We start from the raw sequence: 19,800 nt of genomic DNA, 5'->3' as shown, positions 1-19,800 counted from the left end.
GCAAGGGCGCCTATAGGCGCCCGGATCACTCACGACGGAAAAGCTGTCGTGAGTGCTCCGAGCGCCTACGCCTTCGGCGCCCCTTCGGGGTAGACGCCCTTGCCACTCACGTGGCTCACGTGGCTCACGTGGCTCACGTGAGGTCGTAGAACTCGACCGCGCCCAGGGCGTAGTCGACGTAGCGGTCTGCCACGTCCTCCGGGGACAGGGGCAGGTCGGGCTTGAACCAGGTGGCCACCGCGATCGACATGGTCACCACGGCTCGGCTTGCGTCCACCGGGTAGCGCGTGCGGAAGACGCCGCGCGCCGAACCGTCCAGGACCGCGCCGTCGACCAGGCGCTGCATCTCGGTGCGGGCGTTCAGGATGCGACGCCGGTTGGGCTCCTCGAGGCTGCGCATCTCGTTGTTCGCGACGATGCCGAGCTCCTGGCGACGGCAGTGGAACAGCACCAGCGCGGTGACCAGCAGCTCCAGCCGCAGGACGGGGTCCTCGTCGCCCTCTTCGTCGGCCGCGAGCATGCGCCACCGAAATTCGGTCATCGCGGCGTCGAGGACCCCGACCAGCATGGTCTGCTTGCTGGGGTAGTGGTGGTAGAGGCCGGGGACGGACAGCTCCGCGCGACGGGCGATTTCCCGCATCGTGGTTCCGTGGTAGCCGAAAGTCACGAAAGCGGCGACCGCCGCATTCAGCACGGGGTCGAGGTCATGGGACTCTGAAAAATGGCGCCAGTCCGCCACCGTCCGTAACGGCCTAACCATGCAAATACCCTACGGGTACCGCCGAATCACTCGTCGAGCGGCTTGATTCCCCATTCCGCGAAGACCGAGTCGGTGTCGGCGCCGGCGACCGGGGGAGTGCTGGGTGTTCCGGCCGGGGTGCGGGAGAAACGAGGGGCGGGCGCGGCCTGGGTGACCCCGTCCAGCTCGATGAGCGTGTCGCGGGCCTGCACGTGCGGATGCTCCGCCGCCTCGGCGAACGTGAGGACCGGCGTCACGCAGGCGTCGGTGTCGGCGAACACCGCGGCCCACTCGTCCCGCGTCCTGCTCGCGAACGCGGCGGTGAACCGCTCGCGCAGCACCGGCCAGCCGGACTTGTCGTGCTGCGCGGGCAGGTCCTCGGTGTCCAGTCCGAGACCCTTCAGCAGCAGTGCGTAGAACTGCGGCTCGAGCGAGCCGACCGCGACGTGGCGTCCGTCGGAGCACTCGTAGGTGTCGTAGAACGGGGTGGAGCCGTCGAGCAGGTTGTCGTGGCGGTTGTCGTTCCACACCCCGCTGCCGCGCAGGGACCAGAACATCTGGCTCAGGATGGACGTCCCGTCGATCATCGCGGCGTCCACGATCTGGCCCTCACCCGAGTTCTGCCGCTCGGTCAGCGCCGCCAGCACGCCGATGACCAGCAACATCGAGCCGCCGCCGTAGTCGCCGACGAGGTTCAGCGGCGGGATCGGCTTGTCCGCCTGGCCGATCGCGTGCAGGGCGCCGGTCAGCGAGATGTAGTTGATGTCATGCCCGGCCCTCGGCGCGAGCGGGCCGTCCTGCCCCCAGCCGGTCATCCGGCCGTACACCAGGCGCGGGTTGCGCGCGCGGCAGTCCTCGGGGCCCACGCCGAGCCGCTCGGTGACGCCGGGACGCAGACCTTCCAGGAGCACGTCGGCCTTCTCGGCGAGCCGCAGCACGGTCTCCCGGCCGGCCTCCGACTTCAGGTCGGCCGCCACCGAACGGCGCCCGCGCAGTGTGTAGTCCTTGCCGCCGGTGAGCTTGAGGCTGCCCGCGGGGCGCTCCACCCTGACGACGTCGGCGCCGAGGTCGGCCAGGATCATGGCGGCGTGTGGTCCCGGGCCGATGCCGCCCAGCTCGACGACCTTCAGTCCAGCCAATGGTCCAGCCACGATGCGTCCTCCAGGGTCATGAATCACGACGGTCCTACCAGGACGGTAGACCTACGTCGGTCACCATAATTTATCCGCGAGTCGAATCGATACCCGCGTGAGAAGCAATAGTTCCAACTCGCGAGTAACCCGAGTCCACTGTGGCTCGTTAACTCGCCGGGGCGCCTCGGGTCTCCCGTAAGAGAGATTGTGCTCACCTGATAGGGATATATGGGTAGCCCGAATTATCGGATTCCCCCGGCAAGGTACGGAGTCACGTGACCAGTCCGCTGATCGCACGACCCACCGCGGCGCTGCAGCAGGTGGGCAAGATCTTTGCGCTCGGCCTGGATGTCGGGCGCAACCTGTTCAAGCGCCCCTTCCAGCTGCGCGAGCTGATCGACCAGCTGTGGTTCATCGCGAGCGTGTCGATCCTGCCCGCCGCTCTGGTGTCGATGGCGTTCGGCGCGGTGATCTCACTGCAGCTCGGGTCGTTGACCAGACAGATCGGCGCACAGTCGTTCACCGGCGCGGCGAGCGTCCTGGCGAACGTGCAGCAGGCCGCCCCGATCATCTGCGCGCTGCTGATCTCCGGCGCCGGTGGCACCGCGATCTGCGCGGACCTGGGCGCGCGGACGATCCGTGAGGAGATCGACGCGATGGAGGTGCTCGGCATCTCCGCGATCCAGCGCCTCGTGGTGCCCAGGGTGCTGGCCGCCGCGATCGTCGCCGTCCTGCTCAACGGGCTGATCACGATCGTCGGTGTCGCGGGCGGGTACTTCTACAACGTCATCCTGCAGAACGGCACCCCCGGTGCCTACCTCGCGGGTTTCTCCCAGCTGGCGCAGCCAGCCGACCTGGTCATCGGTGCGATCAAGGCACTGTTCTTCGGCGTCGCGGCCGGCATCGTCGCGTCCTACCGGGGGCTCAACCCGGCGCCAGGGCCGAAGGGTGTGGGTGACGCGGTGAACCAGTCCGTCGTCATCAGCTTCGTGCTCGTGTACCTGATCAACGTGGTGCTCACCACGATCTATCTGACGCTGATCCCGGCGAAGGGAAGCTGAGAACCCGGTGGCAGATGAGTTGAAGCGGGTCGCGGAAGCACCGCTGCGGGTTCTCGACGAACTCGGTGACCAGGGCTGGCTCTACATCAGGGCGATCCGCTGGTTCCCGCGCACGCTGACCCGGTACAAGAAGGAAGTACTGCGCATCCTCACCGAGGTCACCTTCGGCGCGGGCGGGCTCGCCCTGGTCGGTGGCACGGTGATCATCGTCGCGCTGCTGACGTCGTTCACCGGCTCGGTCGTCGGTCTGCAGGTCTACGCGGGTCTGAACCAGCTCGGCGCCGCCGCGTTCACCGCGTTCATCGCCGCGTACTTCAACACCCGCGAGATCTCGCCGCTGGTCGCCGCGATCGGCCTGACCGCGACGGTGGGCGCCGGTTTCACCGCGCAGCTCGGCGCCATGCGCATCTCCGAGGAGATCGACGCGCTCGAGGTCATGGCGGTGCCCAGCCTTCCGTTCCTGATCACCACCCGGCTGATCGCCGGCTTCGTGGCGATCGTCCCGCTGTACGCGGCGGGTCTGCTGGCCTCGTACCTGGCCTCGCGGCTGACCGTGTCGATCTTCTACGGCCAGTCGCTCGGCACCTACGACCACTACTTCGAGCTGTTCCTCCCGCCGGTCGACATCCTGTACTCGTTCCTGAAGGTGCTGGTCACGGCGGTTCTGATCATCCTGATCCACTGTTACTACGGGTACCGGGCGACCGGTGGCCCCGCCGGGGTAGGTGTCGCGGTGGGACGTTCGGTCCGTGCCTCGCTCGTCCTGATCTTCGTGATCGACATCGCCGTGAGTCTCGCGCTGTGGGGCTCCACGACCACGGTGAAGATCGCCTGATGGCCGTCGACCGTTTGTCCCCGGTGCCGAGAAGACTCCTCGGTCTCGTGATGATCGCGCTGGTCGTCGCGCTGCTCGCGCTGTGCGTGCTGGTCTACAACAAGGTGTTCACCGCCTCGGTCCCGGTGACCGTCCGGATCGACCAGGTGGACAACTCGTTCCTGCCGCAGGCCGAGGTGCGCATGCACGGCGTCGCCGTCGGCGAGGTCAGCAAGGCGGTCAGCGACGGCAAGATCGCCACGCTGACCCTGTCGCTGCAGCCGGACAAGGCCGCGCGCATCCCGCGCAACGTGACCGTCGCGCTGCTGCCGAAGAGCCTGTTCGGCGAGCGGTTCGTGTCGCTGGAGTCGCCGAAGGACCCGTCGAAGCAGACGATCCAGGCCGGCGACGTCATCGACCGGGACCGCTCCAGCAACACGATCCAGGTCGAGCAGGTCTTCGACAACCTGCTCCCGCTGATCCAGGCGGTCCGCCCGGCGGACCTGGCCAGCACGCTCGGCGCGCTCAACCAGGCGCTGTCCGGCCGAGGCGAGGAACTGGGGCAGACGATCACCCGGCTGCACCAGTACCTGGTGAAGTTCAACCCGGCGCTGCCCGAGCTCACCGACGACATCAAGGCGTTGCCGAAGTTCAGCGACACCTATGCCCAGGCGGCGCCGGACCTCATCGAAGGCCTCAAGACGCTGACCACGACGACGAAGACGATCGACGAGAAGCAGGACGAGTTCGCCAACCTGTACTCCTCGGTCACCGACAGCTCGGACGACCTGCGCGAGTTCTTGGACGACAACCGCAGCAACCTGGTCAACCTGCTGTCCACGGCGCGCCCGACGCTGGAGCTGCTGGCCCGTTACTCGCCGGAGTTCCCGTGCCTGTTCACCCGGCTGTCCGACGCGATCCCGCTCGGTGACGTCGCGTTCGGCAAGGGGATCGCCCGCCCGGCGCTGCACATCACGGCGGAGATCATCGCCACCCGGGGCAAGTACCTGCCGCATCAGGACGAGCCGGAGTTCACCGACAACCGGGGCCCGGCCTGCTACCCGAACACCCCGGACCTCCCGCAGTACCCGGGCGGTCCGTACCTGGACGGATCGACGCACCCGCCGGCCAGCACCCAGGCCTCGCAGCTCGGACCGTTGCTGAGCGGACGTCCGGTCACGCCCAAGCCGCTCGGGATTCCGTTCTTCGGCGCCATCGGTTCGGAGGAGGGCCGATGAGGGCGCTGCGTGGAATGGGCGGACCGCTCACCAAGTTCGTCATCTTCGCGGTGGTCACGCTGCTGTGTACCGCGCTGCTCGCCGGCACGATCGCCAACCGCGTGGGCGGTGACACCACCAGCTACAGCGCGAAGTTCACCGACGCGACCGGCCTGGTCAACGGCGACGAGATCCGCATCGCCGGTGTCCGGGTCGGCCAGGTCGACGACATCCGGCTGGTCGACCGCAAGGTCGCCATGGTCGACTTCTCGATCCAGCGGTCGCTGCGGCTGCCGCGCAGCACCGAGGCGACGATCAAGTTCCGCAACCTGATCGGCCAGCGTTTCATCTCGCTCGACCAGGGCGTCTCGGCGCCGGGGACGAACCCGAGCGACATGCTGCAGGCCGGCGCGGTCCTGCCGCTGACCCAGACCCACCCCGCGGTCAACCTGACCCAGCTGTTCAACGGCTTCCGGCCGCTGTTCCAGGCGCTGTCGCCGGACGACGTGAACCAGCTGTCCTTCGAGCTGGTCAAGGTTCTGCAGGGCGAGGGCGGCACGATCTCCAGCCTTCTGGCCCACACCGCGTCGCTGACCAGCACGATCGCCGACAAGGACCAGGTGATCGGCGCGGTCATCGACAACCTCAACGAGGTGCTGGACACGGTCAACGCCCGCGACGAGGAGTTCACCCAGCTCGTCGTCACGGTGCGCGAGCTGGTGTCCGGGCTGTCGCAGGACCGGCACACGATCGGCGAGGCGATCTCGTCGCTCGGTGAGCTCACCGACAACACGGCCGACCTGCTGCACGATGCCCGCCCGCCGCTGAAGAAGGACATCGAGCACCTCGGTGACCTGGCCGGCAACCTGAACGACAACCGGGACCTGGTGGAGCACTTCATCCAGTTCCTGCCGAAGAAGCTGGACACGCTGACGCCGCTGGGCACCTACGCGTCCTGGTTCAACTTCTACGTCTGCGACCTCGGGGGCACGTTGACCCTGCCCGATGTGTTGGGTGGAGCGAAGCTGCCGCTGGACATCCCGCCGGGCGTCATCGGCGCGAACGACCGCTGCACCGACCATCCGACCGGCGCCACGCCGGTGGTGCCGCCGTTGCCGACCCTCCCGACACTGCCCGCGGTCCCGAACCTGCCGCTGAGCACCCCGGCGCTGCCGGCCATCCCAGGACTGGGAGGTACCGGCAAGTGAAGGCGTTCAGCAGTCGCAACCCGATCATCATCGGGCTGGTCAGCATGGCGGTCATCGCCGTGCTGCTGGTGGTGGCCTACCGGGCGGACAGCCTGCCGATCATCGGCTCCGGTCCGGAGTACAAGGCGCAGTTCTCCGAGGCTGCCGGCCTTCAGTCCGGCAACGAGGTGCGCATCGCGGGCGTCCGCGTCGGCAAGGTGACCGACGTGAGCCTGGAAGGCAACCACGTGCTCATCAAGTTCCGGGCAAAGGACGCGGACATCGGCAACGCCAGCTCGGCGTCGATCCAGATCAAGACGCTGCTCGGTGAGAAGTACCTGGCGATCGACCCCGCCGGGGACCGGCCGCTGGCCACGGACAGCCCGATCCCGCTGGAACGGACCGTGGCGCCCTACGACGTGGTGCAGGCCTTCAACCAGCTCTCCACCACCGTCGGTCAGCTCGACACCAACGCACTGGCCGCGAGCCTCAGGACACTGGCCGAGACGTTCAAGGACACCCCCGCCGACGTCCGCACCTCGCTCGACGGACTGAGCAGGCTGTCGGTCACCATCGCCTCCCGCGACGACCAGCTCGCGCACCTGCTCGACAACACCAACCGAGCCACCGGCACGTTGGCCGCGCGCAACGACGACATCAACAAGATCCTGTCCGACGGCACGAAGCTGCTGGACGAGCTGCGGGCCAGGGAGGGTGCGATCAGCCAGCTGCTGGACGGCACCCGCAGGCTCAGCAAAGAGCTGCGCGGACTGATCAAGGACAACGAGGACCAGATCGGCCCGACACTCGACGAGCTGGACCGGCTGACCAAGCTCCTGCAGGACAACGAGGACGCGCTGGTCGCCGGCATCCGCAGGCTGGGCCCGTTCGCCACGGTGTTCAGCAACGCGCTCGGCAACGGGCGCTGGTTCGACAGCTTCGTCGACGGCCTGCTGCCTTCGCTGCCCAGCGTCGCCAACCCGTCAGCAGGGACCGGAGGTAACCGGTGAGCCCGGACAAGGTACGCGGCCGGACCTGGTACACCACGGCCATCGCGCTGGTGGTCATCGCCGCGGTGGTGATCGCCGGGATCGTCTACTTCAGCAACCGGCCCGTCGGCAACCGGTACTCGGCGATGCTGACCACGGTCATCGGTCTGTATCCCGGCTCGGACGTGCGGGTGCTCGGCGTCCCGGTCGGCACGGTCGACGCGGTCACCCCGCAGGGCCAGCTGGTCAAGGTCGACTTCCACGTCCAGACGAAGACCAAGGTCCCGGCGGGCGCCACGGCCGCCGTCGTCTCACCCACCGTCGTCGCCGACCGCTACCTGCAGCTGTCCCCGGTCTACACCGGCGGCCCGGTCATGGCCGAGGGCACGGTCATCCCGAAGGAACGCACCGCGACGCCGGCCGAGTTCGACGACCTGCTGGCCAGCACCCAGAAGCTGAGCACGGCGCTCGGTCCGCAGGGCGTCAACGACAAGGGCGCGCTGTCCGACGCGTTGAAGACGCTCGCGGCGAACCTCAAGGGCAACGGCCAGGCGCTGAACACGACGCTGGGCAACGCCTCGCAGGCCATCACGACGCTGTCCGCGAACCGCGACAACCTCGCGGGGACCGTGCAGAACCTGCAGTCCTTCACCACGAACCTCAAGCAGAACGACGGCCAGGTCCGCGCGTTCACCCAACAGTTCGCCCAGGTCAGCGGTTACCTCTCGGACGAGAGGAAGAACCTGGGAGACACCCTGCACGAGCTGTCGATCGCGCTGGGCGACGTCGCCAAGTTCATCCGGGACAACCGCGACGAGATCCGGACCAACGTGGACCAGCTGAGCGACGTGCTGCAGACCGTCAACGGCGAACGGCTCGCGTTGGAGCAGGTCCTGGACACCGCGCCGGTCGGACTGGACGGTCTGGTCAACGGATACAACGCATCGTCGGGCACCCTCGACACCCGCCTCGCGCTGCTGCCGAGTGTGTTGTGCGGTCTCTACTACCTGTTCCCGCCTCCGCTGCAGACCGTCGTCGGCGCGGTGTTCGAACTCGTGATCCCCGGTGGCCTCGCCGGCTGCGCGAACATCGGCAACATGCCGACGGCGAACCTGCTCAGCAGCCCGCTCGCACTGCCGAAGGTGCCGTCGTTGCAGGCGGCGAGCAAGGTGGCGCCCGCGCTCACCGCGCTGCCGCAGGTCACACCGCCCGCCGAGCAGCCGACCGAGAAGAAGAAGCCGTACCAAGCACCCAAGCGCGAGCACACACCGACGCTGAGCGACCTGTTCGGGGGCGGACGATGAACCGCCGCGTGGCCACCAAGGTCGTGGCAGTCGGCCTGTCGGCCGGGCTGCTCTCCGGGTGCGGATCGATCACGCTGCAGGGCATCCCGTTGCCCGGCGGTGCCGACCTGGGGTCGAGCCCGTACCAGATCACCGTGCAGATGCGCGACGTGCTCGACCTGGTGCCGCAGTCCAGCGTCAAGGTCAACAACGTCTCGGTCGGCCAGGTGAAGGACATCGACCTGGACCCGAAGACCTGGCTGGCGAACGTGCACCTGCAGATCAACGGCGGGGTCGCGCTGCCGGCGAACGCCGACGCGCAGCTCAAGCAGACGACACTGCTCGGTGAGAAGTACATCGAGCTGGGCCAGCCGACCGACGGCCCGCCCCAGGGCAAGCTGGTCGACGGGGCCACCATCCCGGTGCAGCGCACCAACCGGTTCCCGGAGGCCGAGGAGATCTTCGGCGCCCTGTCCATGCTGCTCAACGGCGGTGGCATCGGTCAGCTGCAGAGCATCTCCAAGGAGCTCAACACCGCGCTCAACGGTCACGAGGGCGACGCCAAGGCGCTGCTCAACGACCTGAACACGCTGACCACCACGCTGGACGCGCAGAAGGGCAACATCACCCGCGCGCTCGACGGCGTGGACCGGCTGTCCGCGCGGCTGGCCGACCAGAAGGACAACCTCGACGTCGTGCTGACCGATCTCGAACCGGGCCTCGCGGTACTGGAGGAGCAGCGCCCGCAGCTCGTCGGCATGCTCAAGGCACTCGACCGGCTGTCCGACGTGGCGAACGACGTGGTGGACCGCAGCCAGGACGACCTGGTCGCCGACCTCAGGGCGCTGCAGCCGACGTTGCGTGAGCTGGCGAAGTCCGGCGACGCGCTGCCGAAGTCGCTGCAGATTCTGGCCACCCCGCCGTTCACCGACTCCGCCACCGGCGCGGTGCGCGGTGACCACATGAACCTGAAGATCTCGATCGACCTGAACATCCAGGACCTGCTGGACAACCTGCTGAACGCGAGCACACCACCGGTCCAGCTGCCCACCGATCCACTGATGACGCTGCCCGTCGCGCCGTTGCAGACCTTGGACAAGGCCCTGCCGAAGACGCCGCTCGGTGGTCTCGAACTGCCAGGTCTCGGGGGTGGCGACAAATGATCACGCGCGCGACGATGGTCAGAGCCGCGGCGTTCCTGGTGCTCACCGTCGCACTGGTCGTCTACATTGGGGCACACTTCCTCGGCGTCTTCAACTTCATCGGTGCCAAGCCGTACACGGTGCACATGCCGGTGTCCGACGCCGCCGGTCTGTTCCCGCGCAGCGAAGTGACGTTCCGGGGCGTCAAGGTCGGCGAGGTCGGCCCGATCGAGCTGACCGACAACGGCGCGGTCGTCGACCTGGTGATCGACGGCGGCGGGCCGAACATCCCCGCCGACCTGAACGCACTGGTCGCGGACCGGTCGGCGGTCGGCGAGCGCTACGTCGACCTGCGCCCGAACCGCGACACCGCACCGTTCCTGCGCGACGGCGCGACGATCCCGGCCGACCGGGTCGCGCTGCCGGTGCCGGTGCAGGACGTGCTGAAGAACCTGGACACGCTCGCCGCGAGCGTCCCGCTCGACGACCTGCGAACCTCGGTCAGCGAGCTGGGCATCGCGTTCAACGGCCTCGGCCCGAAGCTGCAGCTGCTGCTCGACTCGACCAACTCACTCACCGAGTCGGCGATGGCGAACCTGCCGCAGACGCTCGCCCTGATCAAGGACGCGCGGACGGTTCTGCAGACGCAGAACGACCTCGCGGACCCGATCAAGTCGTTCAGCGGCGACCTGAAGAACATCAGCGAGCAGCTGAAGGACAGCGACCCGGACATCCGCCGGCTGCTGGAGACCGGTCCGGAGGCCGCGCACGAGGTGTCCGCGCTGCTCGACGAGTCCGGTGACGGTCTGCACGACACGATCAAGCAGAGCCTGACGCTGAGCCAGATCACGAAGAAGCACCTGCGTGGCATTCAATCGGTCCTGCAGCTCTACCCCGGTCTGGCCGCCGCGATCCCGACGCTGCTTCCCGGTGACGGCACCGCACACCTCGGCTTCGTGATCAACCTGAACGACCCGCCGCCGTGCACGAAGGGGTACGAGGCGACCAACAAGCGGTCCGGTACCGACATCAGCCCGCAGCCGGTGAACTACCGGGCCTACTGCCGGGAGCCGCTGTACTCGCCGACCAACGTGCGTGGAATCAAGCCCGGCTATCCGTTCGTGAACGGGAAGCCTTCGCCTGCGCCGGACTGGTTCCGGGCGTTCTACAGCGACGGGCCCGCTGCCGGGATCTTCGGGCCCGCTCGGGGTGGGGGGCATCATGGGTCGCCGTCCGGGCCTGACTCGATGCCTGCTCTGCCCGGGCTGCTCGGGGCTCCGGCCACGTTCGGGTCGTTCGGGTTGAATCCCGGGAGCTGAGTCCCCGGCCGCTTTTCAGTGTCCTTGGTGTCGGTCCCCGCTGGCTCGTGAGCGTGCTTGGTGTCGTCCCCGCTGGCTTTCAGTGTGCTTGGCGTGGCCGCCCGCTCTCAACCCCCGGCTTCGCCGGCCTCGCGCGGGTTCGTGGTTGCGCGTAGTTCGGGGGCGAGGTTTCAGGGTTGACAGCGGGCGGCCACGCCAAGTGCTTGGCCAGGATCGCGGGGATGGGGGTGGTGTGCGTGCATGCCGTTGGTGGTGGCGGGCCGATGGCGCCTTCTTTGCGCATCGGGCTGCGCCCTCGCGCGTTGCGCGTAGCCCCAGGAGTCTCTGTGGTTGCTTGTGTCACGCTTCGCAGAGCTACGTGTTGCGTCGCAGATGTTCCAACATGTGCGACGCGACGTGAGCCTCTGCGAGGTCGCCCCGGTGTTGCTCGTGTGACAGATGGGATGTCGTCGCCACTTTGCACGTCTACGTGCTGCGTCGCACATGTCCGGACGTGTGCGACGCAGCACGTGGATGTGCAAAGTCGGCCGCGATGGGGTGGGTGTGACTGGTGAGGCGATCTTGACGTCACCCGGGACACTCCGCGCAGGGAACAAGAGCAGGCGCACTCGCACCAGGAGGCCGCAGGGCGCGGCGCAGCCGTGACCAACAACAGCGCCGCAGAGCTCCCCTTCCCCCGCGATCCTGGCCGGCACTTGGCGTGGCCGCCCGCTGTCAACCCTGAAACCTCGCCCCCGAGCCCGTGCAACCAGGAGCCTGCGCGAGGCCGGCGTCAGCCGGGGGTTGATAGCGGGCGGCCACGCCAAGCACACTCGATGGCCAGCGGGGATACGACTGCACCCACCCCGAGCACACTGACGAGCCAGCGGGGGATGAACCACGGAACCACGGCCTGTGACAGGGGGTACCGAATCGCCCTCAGAGCACCGGCTCTACCCTCAACCGTTATGAGCGGACTGCTGGCGCACCGACGCGCGGGAGGCGACCCCGAGACGGGGCCGAAACCCGACCGCGTCACGCTGGCCACGAGGATCGCGGCGATCGCCGTGGTGCTCGGGCTCATCGGGGTCGTGGTGTTCGGGTCGCTCTGGTGGTCGGCCACACACGGACAGGCAGCTAAGACCGCGGCGGGCAGGGACGACGCGCTCGCGGCGGCCCGGCAGATCGCGGTGAACCTGCAGACCCTCGACTACAGCACGGTCGACAAGGGTCTCGACACCTGGGAGGCCTCGGCGACGGGGCCGTTGCTCGACGAGTTGAAGAAGAACCGCAAGCAGTACGCCGACCAGATTCGTCAGCTTCAGGTCAGTACCACCGGTCGGTTGGTCGACGCCGCGCTGTCCGACCTGGACATCACGGCCGGTAAGGCCACGGCCCTGGCCGCGGTGGATGTGAACGTGACCCAGATGGTGAACGGAGCCCCCAGCCTCCCGTACACCAAGCAGGTGCGTCTGCAGATCGAGCTGGTCCGCACGCCGGACGCCGGCTGGAAGGCCGATGCCTCCGGCGCCATCCGATCCTGACCCCCGTAAGGATTGCGACTCATGCCCTCTCGTCGTCATGACGCGGCGCCGGTGAACCCGGCGTCGGTCGACACGGCCTCGAAGCCCCCGGACGCGAAGCGGTCGAGAACGACGCAGCGTAAGGGTGCCGAGTCGTCGTCGGTGTCGCTGCCCTCGGTGGTCCCGGTGCCGGTCCCGACCAAGCCGTCCGGTGCGATGCGGCTGAGCAAGCCGTCCCGGCCCTCGACGGAGGACACGCCGGTCGAGGACAGTGCGGTGAGCGCCCCGACGGTCGAGGAGCGGCCGGTCGAGGTCGAGCCGGCACCGGAGCCTGAGGACGCCGGGCAGCCGGACCGGCGGCGGATCAGGGTGCTGACAGCGCTTGGGGTCGTCGCCGTGCTGCTGCTCGCCGCGACGACGCTGCTCGCGGTCGCCTGGTACTCCGCGCGGGAGTCGGGGCCGCTGACCAACCAGGCGTTCGCCGACGGAGCCCGCACCTCGGAGCTGGTCGGGCAGGTGACCAGCGCCGTGGTCACCGTCTACTCGTACAACTACACGACGCTGCCGGCGAACGAGGCGGCCGCGAAGGCCGTCATCACCGGCGACTTCACCGCCGAGTTCGACAAGACCTTCCAACCGGTCAAGGACGGCGCGGCGAAGGAGATGACGGTGCTGAACACGACCGTCAAGGCCGCATCGGTCAGCCAGCTGCAGGGAGACCGGGCGCGGCTGCTGATGATGGTCGACCAGACCGGAACCAAGGGCCCGGCGAAGGAGCCGACAGCGGCGTCCTCTCGCCTGGCCGTCGACGCGCTGTGGATCGACGGGCGCTGGAAGATCTCGGGAGTGACGCCGGAATGAGTGCTCCCTGGAAGCTCGTCACCTCGGTGGCCCTGGTGATCGCCCTCGCCGGTATCGGCGCCGCCGGCTACTTCGGGTACTCGTGGTTCGCTGCCAGCAGCACCGGCGTCGTCGAGACGGCGCAGGCGAGGACCGATGCGCTCAAGGCCGCGCGGGAGCTGGTCGTGACCCTGCAGACGGTCGACCCGCAGCAGCCCGACCAGTCGATGCGCGCCTGGCAGGCCGCCGCCACCGGCCAGCTGCTGGTGCAGCTGCAGAAGGACCAGAACAAGTACCTCGACCAGCTCAAGAAGACGCCGACGCGCAGCAGCGCATCGGTGCTCGACGCGGCGCTGACCGAGTTGGATGCGCAGTCCGGCACCGCGACCGCGATCGCGGCGCTAGACGTCACGCAGTCGACGGCCGGACCCGGCGCCGCCAGCCAGCCGACCGTCCGTCAGCTGCGGGTGAAGCTGTCATTGAACCGCACCGATGCCGGTTGGAAGGTCGCCAAGTCCGGCCTTGTCAACGCCTGAGTCAGGAGCCCTGACCTGTGAACGCGCAGCGCCGCACCAGCATTCGCCGTGGCAACAAGGCAACCGCACCGGACCCCACCCCGACGGCGTCCGACGAACATCCCACCCAGGTCTTCAGCGCCTACCGCGACGACCCCGAGGACACCCCGGACCCCGAGACCCGCGGCGCCGACGCCGAGGTCGTCGACGAGTGGGAGATGGCGCTGCGTGGTGACGAGCCGTCGGCTCAGGCACCCGCGGTGCGGGACCGCGCCACGAAGGCGCTCCGGCGCGGTATCGCGCGGCAGAAGCAGCGTTCCACCGCGCCCGAGGCAGAGCAGGTCGCGCAGGCCGAGCCAGAAGCGGCCGCTGCCCCCGAGGTGAGCTCGTCGGACGAGCGTCCGACGCAGGTGTTCAGCGCGATCCGTGACGACACGCCTGCCCCCGAGGCCAAGACCGCGACTCAGGCGGCTGAGGTCACCGAGGAGAAGAGGGTCCCGAGCCCTGGCCCGCGAGCGGCCGCCGTCACGGACACCGAGCAGGCCACACCGAAGCCGGACACGGCACCCTCGGCCACGAGCTCGGGCGCCACGAAGCAGACGGAGAAGCCGGCCGAGAAGAAGCCCGAGTCGGCGTCGCCGCTCGCGGCGCAGCTGTTCGGTGACTACCCGGGCCGGGACGAGCGCGTCGAGACCACGGTCATGCCGCGCATCACCGATGACGGCTGGCCCGCCGACGGTGACTGGGACAGCCCCGGTGCGCGGGCGGAGGAACCGGCCAGGGCGGTCGCCACGGCGACGGAGGAGGCCGACGAGGTCGCGGAGACGGACGACACCGTCGAAGACGCCGCGCCGGAGCAGCGAGACGAGCTCGAGGACACCGCTCAGCACAACGTCGTCCTCGACTTCGACGACGAGGACGACGACGAGGTCGACGAGCACGCGGCGTTCGCCGGACACAACGGCGCCGCGCCCGAGGCACCCGCCGAGGACGACGACCACGCAGAGCAGGACAGCGTGGTCGGCCACTGGGACCCCAAGCAGTGGGCCACCGCGCGGACCGAGGCCGCCGAGCAGGAGGAGCAGGCCGAGGACGTCGCCGAGCCCGAGGCCGACAGGCCCGAAGCCGCCGAGGTCCAGCACGAGGAACGGGAGGAGCGGGACGAGGAGACGACGTCGGCTCCCGCCGAGGCGGCCGAGGAGCGCACACAGCTGATCCCGGCGTTCCGGGACGACGAGTCCGAGGACGACGCCACCGAGGCCACGGCCGAGGAGCAGACCGGCGAACAGGCCGCGATCCGGGCGGACGACGACGAGGCCCCCGGCGAGCGCACCGAGCTGATCCCGGCCTACCCGATGGGCCGGTTCGGCGACGAGACCGCGGCGGAGCGCACCGAGTTCATCCCGACATACACCCCGGACGGCGCCGCGATCATCACCGAGCCCGGTGGCAAGCCGCAGCCGGTGGCGAGCGCGCTGGGCCCCGTGCGGGACTCGAAGACGAAGAGCCCCCGGGACGCCGCCAAGCGGCCCGTGGCGCTCGTTGCGGTGCTGCTGCTGGTGGGGCTGCTGGGTGGCGGTGCGGCCTACCTGATGCAGGGCAAGGCGGCCGTCGCCGCGCGCACGACCCCGTCGTCGAACCTCGCGCTGATCGACATGGCGGCCACGGCACAGGTGAAGGGCGAGATCACCTCCGCCGTCCAGACGATCTACTCCTACGACTCCAAGAGCCTCGACCAGAGCGAGCCGAAGGCACTGGCGCTCATCACCGGCGACTACGCCAACGAGTTCAAGCAGACCTACGCCGCGGTGCGCAAGCTCGGGCAGAAGATGCACGTGTCACTGGCCTCGACGGTGGCCGAAGCGGGCGTCGAGTCGCTCACCGAGCGGCGTGCCACGCTGTTGATGATGGTGAACCAGATCGGTCGCCAAGGGGACAACGGTCAGCCGTTGAAGGCTCAGGTTCGGCTCAGCGTGACCGTGCAAAAGATAGGCGGTCAGTGGAAGGTGTCGGGCGTCACCTCGAGGTGACCCTCCGGAGTCGGTGATCTGCCGGTCGTCCTCCATAAGAGACCACTTACCGACAAAGAGCCTCTTGACTCAGGCGACATCACACGTCACTCTTGGTGGCACGATGGTTGCTTTGTGACCGGCCTCGACAGTGGCCGCTTTTGCGGCTAGACTGCCTCTTTGCGCTGCCCTCATGCTCGCGGCACGGCTGTCCGGGGTTGAAGACTCGCTCGTTTTCTCGCTAGGAAAACAGTGGCTTCAGATTCTTGGTCTAGGCGTGTCCCGACTGGGAGAAGCGTGCAGCACTGCTTTGAGCCGCACCAGCTCTGACACAACACAGGCACAGCGTCGCAACAGCCCGCCATCAGGTTGCAGCGTGATCCGGACCTCCCGCCCGGGTCATCACGCCACCAGACGGTACCCGCCCGAGACGACGCGTGCCAGACGAGCGTAGTTCTCGGAAGGACGCATCTTGGCTGTCTCCCGCGCCACCGCGACCACTGCGACCCCCGCAACGGCGAACCCTAATTTCCCGGGTGCGCCGACCCGCGTCTCCTTCGCCAAGATCCGCGAGCCGCTCGAGGTCCCCGATCTCCTCAACCTGCAGATCCAGTCGTTCGAATGGCTGGTCGGGGACGAGGCTTGGTTCCAGCGCCGCATTGATGCGGGCGAGGAGCTTCCGGTCGGTGGCCTCGAGGAAATCCTCACGGAGATTTCACCGATCGAAGACTTTTCGGGGTCCATGTCCCTGTCGTTCTCGGACCCACGCTTCGACGAGGTCAAGGCACCCGTCGAAGAGTGCCGCGACAAGGACATGACGTACGCGGCCCCGCTGTTCGTCACCGCGGAGTTCACCAACAACGGCACTGGCGAGATCAAGAGCCAGACCGTGTTCATGGGTGACTTCCCGGTGATGACCGATAAGGGCACTTTCATCATCAACGGCACCGAGCGTGTCGTGGTCTCCCAGCTCGTCCGGTCCCCGGGCGTGTACTTCGACCACAGCGTCGACAAGGCGACCGACAAGGACGTGTACTCGGTCAAGGTCATCCCGAGCCGGGGCGCCTGGCTGGAGTTCGACGTCGACAAGCGCGACACCGTCGGTGTCCGTATCGACCGCAAGCGCCGCCAGCCGGTCACCGTTCTGCTCAAGGCCCTCGGCTGGGACGCCGAGCAGATCCGCGAGCGGTTCGGGTTCAGCGAGACGCTGCTCGCGACGCTGGAGAAGGACCACACCGCCGGGCAGGACGAGGCCCTGCTCGACATCTACCGCAAGCTGCGCCCCGGCGAGCCGCCGACCCGCGAGAGCGCGCAGACCCTGCTGGAGAACCTGTTCTTCAAGGACAAGCGCTACGACCTGGCCAAGGTCGGCCGTTACAAGGTCAACAAGAAGCTGGGCCTCAAGTCGGATCCCGCCACCGGGACGCTGACCGAGGACGACATCATCACCACGATCGAGTACCTCGTCCGGCTGCACGCCGGCGACACCTCGATGACCTCTGGCACCGGGGAAGATGCCGTCGAGGTCCCGGTGGAGACCGACGACATCGACCACTTCGGTAACCGTCGTCTGCGCACCGTCGGTGAGCTGATCCAGAACCAGATCCGGGTCGGCCTTTCCCGGATGGAGCGCGTCGTCCGCGAGCGGATGACGACCCAGGACGTCGAGGCGATCACGCCGCAGACCCTGATCAACATCCGCCCCGTGGTGGCCGCGATCAAGGAGTTCTTCGGGACGTCGCAGCTGTCCCAGTTCATGGACCAGCACAACCCGCTGGCCGGCCTGACCCACAAGCGGCGTCTGTCCGCGCTGGGCCCCGGCGGTCTGTCCCGTGAGCGTGCCGGCATGGAGGTCCGCGACGTCCACCCGTCGCACTACGGCCGCATGTGTCCGATCGAGACGCCGGAAGGCCCGAACATCGGCCTGATCGGTTCGCTCGCTTCGTTCGCGCGGGTCAACCCGTTCGGCTTCATCGAGACGCCGTACCGCAAGGTCGTCGAGGGTGTCGTCACCGACCAGGTCGACTACCTGACCGCCGACGAAGAGGACCGCCAGGTCATCGCGCAGGCCAACGCGCCGCTCGACCCCGACGGTCACTTCGCCGAGGAGCGCGTCCTGGTCCGCCAGAAGGGCGGCGAGGTCGACTTCATCAGCCCGAACGGCGTCGACTACATGGACGTCTCGCCGCGCCAGATGGTGTCGGTGGCGACCGCGCTGATCCCGTTCCTCGAGCACGACGACGCGAACCGCGCCCTGATGGGTGCGAACATGCAGCGTCAGTCGGTCCCGCTGCTGCGCAGCGAGTCCCCGCTCGTCGGTACCGGCATGGAGCTTCGTGCCGCCGTCGACGCCGGTGACGTGCTGGTCGCGGGCAAGGCCGGCGTCATCGAGGAGCTGTGCGCCGACTACATCACCGTGATGGCTGATGACGGCACCCGCCAGACCTACCGGCTGAACAAGTTCCGCCGGTCCAACCAGGGCACCTGCAACAACCAGAAGCCCATCGTGGACGAGGGTCAGCGGGTCGAGGTCGGACAGGTACTGGCCGACGGGCCGTGCACCGAGAACGGTGAGATGGCGCTCGGCAAGAACCTGCTCGTGGCGATCATGCCGTGGGAAGGCCACAACTACGAGGACGCGATCATCCTCTCCCAGCGCCTGGTGCAGGACGACGTCTTGACGTCGATCCACATCGAGGAGCACGAGATCGACGCCCGCGACACCAAGCTGGGCGCCGAGGAGATCACCCGGGACATCCCGAACGTCTCCGAGGAGGTCCTCGCGGACCTGGACGAGCGCGGCATCATCCGCATCGGTGCCGAGGTCCAGCCGGGCGACATCCTGGTCGGCAAGGTCACGCCCAAGGGTGAGACCGAGCTGACCCCGGAGGAGCGGCTGCTGCGCGCGATCTTCGGCGAGAAGGCCCGCGAGGTCCGCGACACCAGCCTCAAGGTGCCGCACGGTGAGAACGGCAAGGTCATCGGCATCCGGGTGTTCTCCCGCGATGACGACGACGAGCTGGCGCCGGGCGTCAACGAGCTGGTCCGCGTCTACGTGGCCCAGAAGCGGAAGATCTCCGACGGCGACAAGCTCGCCGGCCGGCACGGCAACAAGGGTGTCATCGGCAAGATCCTGCCCGCCGAGGACATGCCGTTCCTCGCGGACGGCACCCCGGTGGACATCATCCTGAACACCCACGGTGTGCCGCGTCGTATGAACATCGGCCAGGTGCTGGAGACCCACCTCGGGTGGATCGCCAAGTCGGGCTGGGAGATCGAAGGCACTCCGGACTGGGCGAAGAAGCTGCCCGAGGAGCTGTACTCGGTTCCCGCCGGCACGAACACCGCGACCCCGGTGTTCGACGGCGCCAAGGAGGACGAGCTCACCGGTCTGCTGTCCGCCACCCGCCCCAACCGGGACGGCGAGCGGATGGTCGGCCCGGACGGAAAGGCCCAGCTGCTCGACGGGCGTTCCGGCGAGCCGTACCCGTTCCCGGTCGCGGTCGGCTACATGTACATCCTGAAGCTGGCCCACCTGGTGGACGACAAGATCCACGCTCGGTCGACCGGCCCGTACTCGATGATCACCCAGCAGCCGCTCGGTGGTAAGGCTCAGTTCGGTGGTCAGCGCTTCGGTGAGATGGAGTGCTGGGCCATGCAGGCCTACGGCGCCGCCTACACCCTGCAGGAGCTGCTCACCATCAAGTCCGACGACGTGGTGGGCCGGGTCAAGGTCTACGAGGCGATCGTCAAGGGCGAGAACATCCCGGAGCCGGGTATCCCGGAGTCGTTCAAGGTTCTGCTGAAGGAACTCCAGTCGCTGTGCCTGAACGTGGAGGTGCTGTCCAGTGACGGCGCCGCCATCGAGATGCGCGACACCGACGACGAGGACCTGGAGCGGGCCGCGGCGAACCTGGGCATCAACCTGTCCAGCCGTCCGGGCTCCGACTCGATGACCGTGGATGACGTGGTGCATTAATGAGCCAGCCGCCCATCTCGTGGGTTACCGCCCGACTCGCCACAGCAATCCTGCGACACCAGCAAGGGGAG

General features: G+C 68.1%; 15 protein-coding genes. 13 read left to right on the top strand and 2 right to left on the bottom strand.

Annotated features, from left to right (window positions below; all coding sequences use genetic code 11):
- Positions 1 to 133: 133 nt before the first annotated feature.
- Both G406_RS0136410 and G406_RS0136405 read right to left on the bottom strand, forming a co-directional pair.
- Entirely contained in the window at positions 134 to 760 is a 627-nt protein-coding gene (locus G406_RS0136410) for a TetR/AcrR family transcriptional regulator (RefSeq protein WP_028937657.1), read from the bottom strand.
- Between the two features lie 26 nt (positions 761 to 786).
- Positions 787 to 1,890 carry a CaiB/BaiF CoA transferase family protein gene (locus G406_RS0136405; protein ID WP_028937656.1) on the bottom strand — a complete coding sequence of 368 codons (1,104 nt, stop codon included), beginning with the start codon at positions 1,888 to 1,890 and terminating at the stop codon, positions 787 to 789.
- A 257-nt stretch (positions 1,891 to 2,147) separates the two neighbouring features.
- On the opposite strand from G406_RS0136405, the gene G406_RS0136400 reads away from it, so the two are divergent.
- The 13 genes from G406_RS0136400 to rpoB all read left to right on the top strand — a co-directional run bounded on the left by G406_RS0136400 (position 2,148) and on the right by rpoB (position 19,729).
- Positions 2,148 to 2,933 carry an MlaE family ABC transporter permease gene (locus G406_RS0136400; protein WP_028937655.1) on the top strand — a complete coding sequence of 262 codons (786 nt, stop codon included), beginning with the start codon at positions 2,148 to 2,150 and terminating at the stop codon, positions 2,931 to 2,933.
- A 7-nt stretch (positions 2,934 to 2,940) separates the two neighbouring features.
- Positions 2,941 to 3,768 (top strand): MlaE family ABC transporter permease, encoded by an 828-nt coding sequence (locus G406_RS0136395; RefSeq protein WP_028937654.1) that lies wholly within the window; start codon positions 2,941 to 2,943, stop codon positions 3,766 to 3,768.
- Positions 3,768 to 4,985 carry an MCE family protein gene (locus G406_RS52080; RefSeq protein WP_156935334.1) on the top strand — a complete coding sequence of 406 codons (1,218 nt, stop codon included), beginning with the start codon at positions 3,768 to 3,770 and terminating at the stop codon, positions 4,983 to 4,985. The genes G406_RS0136395 and G406_RS52080 overlap by 1 nt, the downstream gene beginning before the upstream one ends.
- 5 nt (positions 4,986 to 4,990) lie before the next feature.
- Positions 4,991 to 6,172 carry an MCE family protein gene (locus tag G406_RS0136385; protein WP_028937653.1) on the top strand — a complete coding sequence of 394 codons (1,182 nt, stop codon included), beginning with the start codon at positions 4,991 to 4,993 and terminating at the stop codon, positions 6,170 to 6,172.
- The gene (locus G406_RS0136380; RefSeq protein ID WP_028937652.1) at positions 6,169 to 7,161 is read left to right on the top strand and encodes an MCE family protein; all 993 of its coding nucleotides are present in this window, start codon (positions 6,169 to 6,171) and stop codon (positions 7,159 to 7,161) included. The genes G406_RS0136385 and G406_RS0136380 overlap by 4 nt, the downstream gene beginning before the upstream one ends.
- Entirely contained in the window at positions 7,158 to 8,444 is a 1,287-nt protein-coding gene (locus tag G406_RS52075; protein ID WP_051343153.1) for an MCE family protein, read from the top strand. Before G406_RS0136380 ends, G406_RS52075 begins: the two co-directional genes overlap by 4 nt.
- A complete protein-coding gene (locus G406_RS0136370) occupies positions 8,441 to 9,586 on the top strand; it encodes an MCE family protein (RefSeq protein WP_051343152.1) in 1,146 nt (381 codons plus the stop codon). The genes G406_RS52075 and G406_RS0136370 overlap by 4 nt, the downstream gene beginning before the upstream one ends.
- Positions 9,583 to 10,884, top strand: a complete 1,302-nt coding sequence (locus tag G406_RS52070) for an MlaD family protein (protein WP_051343151.1) — start codon at positions 9,583 to 9,585, stop codon at positions 10,882 to 10,884. Before G406_RS0136370 ends, G406_RS52070 begins: the two co-directional genes overlap by 4 nt.
- A gap of 947 nt (positions 10,885 to 11,831) precedes the next feature.
- Positions 11,832 to 12,407, top strand: a complete 576-nt coding sequence (locus G406_RS52065) for a hypothetical protein (RefSeq protein ID WP_051343150.1) — start codon at positions 11,832 to 11,834, stop codon at positions 12,405 to 12,407.
- Between the two features lie 21 nt (positions 12,408 to 12,428).
- Positions 12,429 to 13,247 (top strand): hypothetical protein, encoded by an 819-nt coding sequence (locus tag G406_RS54900; protein WP_156935333.1) that lies wholly within the window; start codon positions 12,429 to 12,431, stop codon positions 13,245 to 13,247.
- A complete protein-coding gene (locus G406_RS52055; RefSeq protein WP_037080296.1) occupies positions 13,244 to 13,762 on the top strand; it encodes a hypothetical protein in 519 nt (172 codons plus the stop codon). Before G406_RS54900 ends, G406_RS52055 begins: the two co-directional genes overlap by 4 nt.
- A gap of 17 nt (positions 13,763 to 13,779) precedes the next feature.
- The gene (locus G406_RS0136340; RefSeq protein ID WP_028937649.1) at positions 13,780 to 15,771 is read left to right on the top strand and encodes a hypothetical protein; all 1,992 of its coding nucleotides are present in this window, start codon (positions 13,780 to 13,782) and stop codon (positions 15,769 to 15,771) included.
- 451 nt (positions 15,772 to 16,222) lie between these two features.
- Positions 16,223 to 19,729, top strand: a complete 3,507-nt coding sequence (rpoB, locus tag G406_RS0136335; protein WP_028937648.1) for a DNA-directed RNA polymerase subunit beta — start codon at positions 16,223 to 16,225, stop codon at positions 19,727 to 19,729.
- Positions 19,730 to 19,800 lie beyond the last annotated feature (71 nt).

The sequence above is a fragment of the Actinospineispora spinosispora DSM 44797 genome (assembly GCF_000429025.1).
GTDB lineage: Bacteria > Actinomycetota > Actinomycetes > Mycobacteriales > Pseudonocardiaceae > Pseudonocardia > Pseudonocardia spinosispora.
The sequence above is the reverse complement of the archived record's forward strand: the minus strand, read 5'-3'. Positions and strand labels throughout refer to the sequence as shown.

What these genes read in the sequence shown, in the direction of transcription:
- G406_RS52080 (WP_156935334.1), top strand. Translation starts at nt 3,768, where the DNA reads ATGGCCGTCGACCGTTTGTCCCCGGTGCCGAGAAGACTCCTCGGTCTC.
- G406_RS54900 (WP_156935333.1), top strand. Translation starts at nt 12,429, where the DNA reads ATGCCCTCTCGTCGTCATGACGCGGCGCCGGTGAACCCGGCGTCGGTC.
- G406_RS52070 (WP_051343151.1), top strand. Translation starts at nt 9,583, where the DNA reads ATGATCACGCGCGCGACGATGGTCAGAGCCGCGGCGTTCCTGGTGCTC.
- G406_RS52065 (WP_051343150.1), top strand. Translation starts at nt 11,832, where the DNA reads ATGAGCGGACTGCTGGCGCACCGACGCGCGGGAGGCGACCCCGAGACG.
- G406_RS0136370 (WP_051343152.1), top strand. Translation starts at nt 8,441, where the DNA reads ATGAACCGCCGCGTGGCCACCAAGGTCGTGGCAGTCGGCCTGTCGGCC.
- G406_RS52055 (WP_037080296.1), top strand. Translation starts at nt 13,244, where the DNA reads ATGAGTGCTCCCTGGAAGCTCGTCACCTCGGTGGCCCTGGTGATCGCC.
- G406_RS0136410 (WP_028937657.1), bottom strand. Translation starts at nt 760, where the DNA reads ATGGTTAGGCCGTTACGGACGGTGGCGGACTGGCGCCATTTTTCAGAG.